The sequence below is a fragment of the Candidatus Burkholderia verschuerenii genome (assembly GCF_001189365.1).
GTDB lineage: Bacteria > Pseudomonadota > Gammaproteobacteria > Burkholderiales > Burkholderiaceae > Caballeronia > Caballeronia verschuerenii.
Map to the genome: position 1 here is coordinate 84,085 of NZ_LFJJ01000003.1, position 6,323 is coordinate 90,407.

Here is a 6,323-nt window from a genome sequence, read left to right on the forward strand (position 1 = left end):
CTGATACGGTTTTGCGATCGACCAATCCTGATTACGGATTGTCGTGTTATCGGTCGGCGAATTATAGTCGCAGCACATCGAGTCCCGAACACAGGGATTCACCAATCAAAACAAGGTGGGCCGCCATGATGCAGACAGTGGCATTCCGCATGACCCTGAAGCCGGGCATGCGCGAGGAATACGAACGGCGTCATCGCGAGATTTGGCCTGAGCTGGCGCAAGCGCTGAGCGCGGCGGGCATTCGCGATTACTGGATCTTTCTCGACGAATCGACCGGACATCTGTTCGCCAGCTATAAGCGCACCGACACGCATACAACCGATGCATTGCCGGCGCTGCCCGTCATGCGCAAATGGTGGGATTACATGGCCGAACTGATGGATACGCACGCGGACAAGGCGCCCGTCGGGATTCCGCTCACGCCGGTCTTTCATCTTCCCTGAAACGTTCGTCCAGCTTCGCGAGGAACGCACCATGCAGGTCGTCGATCCGCACATTCATTTGTGGAACCTCAAGACGCATCATTATCCCTGGCTCGCGAATCCGCAGACGTCGTTCGTCGGCGATGCGCGCGAGCTCAAGCACGATTATTTGCTGAGCGATTTGTTGCGCGACGCGGAAGGCATCGACGTGCTGAAGCTCGTGCATGTCGATGCGAACCACGATCCCGCCGATCCGGTCGAGGAAACGCGCTGGCTGCAAGGCATCGCCGATGGCGAAGGGCGCGGCATGCCGAACGGCATTGTCGCGGGCGCGGATTTGTCGTCGGACAACGCGCCGCAAGTGCTCGAAGCGCACGCGGCCTTCGCGAACACGCGCGGCATCCGGCAGATTCTCAACGTGCATGACAACCCGCTCTACGACTATGTGGGACGCCATTACATGCGCGAGCCGCAATGGCGCAAGCACTTCGCGTTGTTGAAGCGCTTCGACGTGTCGTTCGATTTGCAACTGTATCCGTCGCAGATGGAAGAGGCCGCGCAACTCGCGCGCGAACACGCGGATACGCAGTTTATCGTGAATCATGCGGGCATGTTCGTGGATCGCAATGCGCCGCAGGGGTATCGCGCGTGGCGTGAAGGCATGCGCGCGCTGGCCGCGTGCCCGAACGTCGCCGTGAAGGTCAGCGGCTTCGCGATGTTCGATCACGAATGGACCGTCGAAAGCCTGCGTCCTTACGTGCTCGAAACGATCGATACCTTCGGCTGCGAGCGCGCGATGTTCGCATCGAACTTTCCGGTCGATGGCTTGTTCGGCACGTATGCGGCGCTATGGAACGCCTACGCGCAAATCGTCGGCGATGTGAGCGCAAGCGAAAAGGACGCGTTGTTCATGCGCAATGCGGAGCGCATCTACCGCATTTAAGGAGACACGGCATGACCACGGAAAAGCCGCCAAGGCTCGAACTGAAGCACGCGAGCAAGTCGTTCGGCCGCGTGCGTGCGTTGGGCGACGGCAGCCTGCAACTGCGCGCCGGCGAAGTGCACGCGTTGCTCGGCGAAAACGGCGCGGGCAAATCGACGCTCGTGAAACTGCTCGCGGGCGTGTATCAGCCGGATACGGGCGAACTGCTCGTCGATGGCGTCGCGCGCACCTTTGCCAATCCCGCCGAAGCGCGCGATGCGGGCCTCGCCGTCATCTATCAGGAACCGACGCTGTTCGCCGATCTGTCGATTGCGGAGAACATCTACATGGGGCGTCAGCCGCGGGATCGCCTCGGGCGCATTCGTTAGGACGCGATGCATCGCGAAGTGGATGCGCTGTTGTCGTCGCTCGGCGTGAATCTGCGTGCGCAGCAACTGGTGCGCGGCTTGTCGATCGCGGATCAGCAGGTGGTGGAAATCGCCAAGGCGTTGTCGCTCGATGCAAACGTGCTGATCATGGACGAACCGACCGCAGCGCTGTCGTTGCCCGAAGTGGAGCGCTTGTTCAGCATCGTGCGCTCGCTGCGTGAACGCGATGTCGCGATTCTCTTCATCACGCATCGGCTCGACGAAGTCTTCGCGTTGACGCAGCGCATGACGATCATGCGCGACGGCATGAAGGTCTACGACGCGCTGACCGAAGACATGAGCATCGACGCCATTGTCAGCAAGATGGTGGGCCGCGATCTCGACACGTTCTATCCGAAAGCCGACGTGACGCCCGGCGACGTGCGTCTGTCGGTGCGCAATCTCACGCGCGAAGGCGTATTCAAGAACGTCTCCTTCGATGTCCGCGCGGGCGAGATCGTCGCGCTGGCGGGACTGGTGGGCGCGGGCCGCAGCGAAGTCGCGCGCGCAATTTTCGGCATCGATCCCGTCGATGGCGGCGAGGTGAAGATCGCGGGCAACAAGCTTGCGTTGGGTCATCCGGCGGCGGCCGTGCGTGCGGGGCTTGCACTCGTGCCCGAAGACCGTCGCGCGCAAGGACTGGCGCTGGAGTTGAGCATCGCGCGTAATTCGTCGCTGACGGTGCTCGGGCGTCTCATGAAACACGGCCTGATTTCCGCGCGCAGCGAATCGACGCTCGCGAACGACTGGGGCAAGCGTCTGCGTTTGAAAGCGAGCGATCTCGATGCGCCCGTGGGCACGCTATCCGGCGGCAATCAGCAGAAGGTCGTGCTCGGCAAATGGCTCGCGACGAATCCGAAGGTGCTGATCATCGACGAACCGACGCGCGGTATCGACGTAGGCGCGAAAGCGGAGGTGTATCGCACGCTCGCGGAGCTCGTGAAGGAAGGCATGGCCGTGCTGATGATTTCGAGCGAGTTGTCCGAAGTGCTCGGCATGGCGGATCGCGTGCTGGTGATGCACGAAGGCCGGATCAGCGCGGATATTTCGCGCGCCGATGCGAACGAGGAACGGGTGATGAGCGCAGCGCTGGGCACATCAGGTACATCGCCGCAAACACTGGGACGCGCAGCATGATGACGAGACATTCCCCCACCATGCCCGCCATGCCGCCGAACGACACCAAGCGCGAGAGCATCGCGGTCACCATCGCGAAGAGCCGCGAGTTGACGCTGTTTATCGTGCTGCTCGTATTGATCGGCGCGACGGCGGCGGCCAAGCCGGACTTTCTGAACCTGCAGAATCTGCGCGACGTGTTGCTCAATGTATCGATCATCGGCTTGCTGACGGCGGGCATGACGATCGTGATGTTGATGCGGCATATCGATCTCTCTGTCGCGTCGGTCGTCGGCGTGAGCGAGTATGCGGTCGGCAGCCTGTTCGTGATGTTTCCGCATATGCCGGTGATCGTCGCGATGCTCGCGGGTATCGGCATCGGGCTCGCGATCGGCGCGGTGAATGGCGCGCTCGTTACGTTCGGACGCGTGCCGTCGCTGGTTGCCACATTGTCGACGCTGTATATCGTGCGCGGCGCGGATTACGCGTGGGTCCACGGCGGCCAGATCAACGCGACGAGTCTGCCCGATGCCTTCGCGTCCATCGCGACCGGCTCGCTGCTCGGCGTGCCGAATCTCGTGCTGATCGCGTTGTCGATCTATCTGAAGCAGTATCGCGGCGGACGCGAGCATTACGCGATCGGCTCGAACCCCGAAGCGGCGCGTCTCGCGGGCATCAGCGTGGACAAGCGCGTGATGATCGGCTTCCTGCTCTCGGGCGCGATTGCGGGACTTGCGGGCGTGTTGTGGCTCGCGCGTTTCGGCACCGTCGATGCCAGTACGGCGAAGGGCATCGAGTTGCAAGTGGTCGCGGCGGCGGTGGTCGGCAGCGTCGCGATCACGGGCGGCGTCGGCACGGTCATGGGCGCGACGCTCGGCGCGCTCGTGCTCGGCGTGATCAATATCGCGCTGGTCGTGCTGCGCGTGTCGCCGTTCTGGCAACAGGCCATTCAGGGCGCGCTGATCGTCGCGGCGATCACGCTCGATACTTTGCTCGCGCGTTCCGTCGCGCGTCGCATGATGAGGAAACGCGATCATGGCTAAACCCGATTCCGCTTTGTCCACGGCCAAGCGCCGACACCTGCAATGGGAAGCGATGCTCGTCATCGTGCTCGTCGTGTCGGTGATCGCGGGCCGCGTGCTCTCGCCGATGTTTCTGTCGAGCGCGAACATCTCCAACATGCTCGCCGACTTTACCGAGATCGCGTTGATCGCGCTGCCGATGACGCTCATCATCGTCGCGGCCGAAATCGATCTGTCGGTGGCGTCGGTGCTCGGCGCATCGAGCGCGCTGATGGGCGTGCTCTGGCACATGGGCTTGCCGATGCCGCTCGTGATCGTCATCGTGCTGATCGCGGGGACGCTTGCGGGGCTGCTCAACGGGCTGGTGATCGTGCGCTTCAATCTGCCGTCGCTTGCGGTCACCATCGGCACTTTGGCCTTGTTTCGCGGACTGGCGTACGTGTTGCTCGGCGATCAGGCCATCGCGGATTTTCCGGCGGCGTACACGGCGTTCGGCATCAACACGGTCGGCGATTCGTTCCTGCCGATGCCGTTCATCCTCGTCATTCTCGGCGCGATCGGCTTTGCCGTGCTGTTGCAGGCGACGCCTTTCGGACGCAGCCTGTTCGCCATCGGTGCGAATCCGACGGCCGCGCAATTTTCCGGCATCGAAGTGGCGAAGACGAAGATCAAGCTCTTCATGATGTCCGGCGCAATGGCCGCGCTCGCGGACGTCGTCTACACGCTGCGCTTCACCAGCGCGCGCGGCGACAACGGCGAAGGCTTCGAGTTGTCGGTGATCGCGGCGGTGTTGTTCGGTGGCATGAGCATCTTCGGCGGACGCGGCTCGATGATCGGCGTGCTCTTGTCGCTGCTCATCATCGGCGTGCTGCGCAATGCGTTGACGCTCGCGGATGTTTCGAGCGAAACGCTGACCATCGTGACGGGCGCGCTGCTGCTGTCGTCCGTGCTGATTCCGAATCTCGTCGCGCGCTGGCGGGCGGCGCGCGAGAAGCGTCTGATGACGCAGGCCGTGTGATCGTGTTCGTTGAAAATCAGCGCAATCGTGCGCAATAACAGGAGACTGTCGACATGAAGAGAAGCTTTCGTTTGATGCGCGCGCCGCTACTCGCGGCGGCGCTAATGGCCGCGACCGTGGCGCTGTCCGCGAACGCCGCCGATGTGAAGAGCGGCCTGAAAATCGCCTTCGTGCCGAAGCAGATCAACAATCCGTACGAAGTCATCGCGGACGACGGCGGCATGGCCGCGATCAAGGAGATGAAGGGCGACGGCAAGGTGGTCGGGCCGTCGGATGCGGGCGCGTCGTCGCAGGTGAGCTATATCAACACGCTGATCACGCAGCGGCAGAACGCCATCGTGATCGCCGCGAACGATGCCAACGCGCTCGTGCCGTATCTGAAGAAAGCGATGTCGCAGAACATCAAGGTCGTGACCTTCGATTCCGACACCGCACCCGATGGCCGGCAGATTTTCGTCAATCAAGTGGAGTCTGAAGCAATTGGACGCGGGCAGATTCAGTTGCTGTCGAAACTGATCGGCGGCGAAGGCGAATTCGCGATTCTCTCCGCGACGCCGAACGCGACGAACCAGAATACGTGGATCAAGTTCATGCAGGACGAATTGAAGAAGCCCGAGTATTCGAAGATGAAGCTCGTCAAAATCGCCTACGGCAATGACGACGATCAGAAGTCGTTCGTCGAAACGCAAGGCTTGTTGCAGGCGTATCCGAACCTGAAGGGCATTATCGCGCCGACGACGGTCGGCATCGCGGCGGCGGCGCGGTATATCCAGAGCTCGCCCGCCAAAGGCAAGGTGATGGTGACGGGCCTCGGCACGCCGAACCAGATGCGCGCGTTCATCAAGAATGGCACGGTGAAGGCGTTCCAGTTGTGGGATCCGGGCCAGTTGGGCTATCTCGCGGCGTATGCGGCGGCCAATCTTGCGTCGGGCACGATCACGGGCAAGGAAGGCGATTCGTTCGAAGCGGGCAAGCTCGGCAAGCGCACGGTAGGCAAGAGTGGCGAAGTCATTCTCGGACCGCCGACCACATTCGATTCGTCGAATATCGACAACTTCAATTTCTGATCGACGACTGATACAAGCCGCTGGCTGAATGCCCCGCTTTCCGAGCGGGGCCTTTTTTGTGCGCCCAGCATGGGCGCACTCTTGCGGGTGCAAGTCGCGCGGCAAGTTGACCACAGCGAGCGAAGTGAAGCGCAACTGCGGAAGGGCGACCGACCGTGGGGAGGAAGCGTGGAGCGAAACTGCGGGCCGATGAACAAGAACCGGATAGAAGGCGCTGCCGAGCAGGGCGAGCGGGCAAGAAGCCGCGAAGCTCTTGTGGTCAACGCAAAGCAGCGTAGATTCGGCGGTCGTGCAGGGAAGGAGTGTGTTCTTACCTGGGGAGATCTCG

The 6,323-nt window shown here is 62.1% G+C and carries 5 protein-coding genes and 1 pseudogene; all 6 read left to right on the top strand.

What is annotated here, in order from left to right; genetic code table 11:
• Window positions 1–128: 128 nt before the first annotated feature.
• The 6 genes and pseudogenes from BVER_RS01815 (at window position 129) to rhaS (ending at window position 5,995) form a co-directional block, all read left to right on the top strand.
• On the top strand, window positions 129–443 hold the full coding sequence (locus BVER_RS01815; RefSeq protein WP_050451838.1) for an L-rhamnose mutarotase: 315 nt from the start codon (window positions 129–131) through the stop codon (window positions 441–443).
• A 31-nt stretch (window positions 444–474) separates the two neighbouring features.
• A complete protein-coding gene (locus tag BVER_RS01820) occupies window positions 475–1,365 on the top strand; it encodes an amidohydrolase family protein (protein ID WP_050451829.1) in 891 nt (296 codons plus the stop codon).
• An 11-nt stretch (window positions 1,366–1,376) separates the two neighbouring features.
• A pseudogene (locus tag BVER_RS01825) lies at window positions 1,377–2,909 on the top strand (sugar ABC transporter ATP-binding protein).
• Between the two features lie 20 nt (window positions 2,910–2,929).
• The gene (locus tag BVER_RS01830) at window positions 2,930–3,931 is read left to right on the top strand and encodes an ABC transporter permease (RefSeq protein WP_050451830.1); all 1,002 of its coding nucleotides are present in this window, start codon (window positions 2,930–2,932) and stop codon (window positions 3,929–3,931) included.
• Entirely contained in the window at window positions 3,924–4,928 is a 1,005-nt protein-coding gene (locus BVER_RS01835) for an ABC transporter permease (RefSeq protein ID WP_050451831.1), read from the top strand. The genes BVER_RS01830 and BVER_RS01835 overlap by 8 nt, the downstream gene beginning before the upstream one ends.
• 53 nt (window positions 4,929–4,981) lie before the next feature.
• Complete coding sequence (gene rhaS / locus BVER_RS01840) at window positions 4,982–5,995, top strand: rhamnose ABC transporter substrate-binding protein (RefSeq protein WP_050451832.1); 1,014 nt, start codon at window positions 4,982–4,984, stop codon at window positions 5,993–5,995.
• Window positions 5,996–6,323 lie beyond the last annotated feature (328 nt).

Coding starts and splice junctions, on each gene's coding strand:
- BVER_RS01815 (WP_050451838.1), top strand. CDS start 129: ATGCAGACAGTGGCATTCCGCATGACCCTGAAGCCGGGCATGCGCGAG.
- BVER_RS01820 (WP_050451829.1), top strand. CDS start 475: ATGCAGGTCGTCGATCCGCACATTCATTTGTGGAACCTCAAGACGCAT.
- BVER_RS01830 (WP_050451830.1), top strand. CDS start 2,930: ATGCCCGCCATGCCGCCGAACGACACCAAGCGCGAGAGCATCGCGGTC.
- BVER_RS01835 (WP_050451831.1), top strand. CDS start 3,924: ATGGCTAAACCCGATTCCGCTTTGTCCACGGCCAAGCGCCGACACCTG.
- rhaS (WP_050451832.1), top strand. CDS start 4,982: ATGAAGAGAAGCTTTCGTTTGATGCGCGCGCCGCTACTCGCGGCGGCG.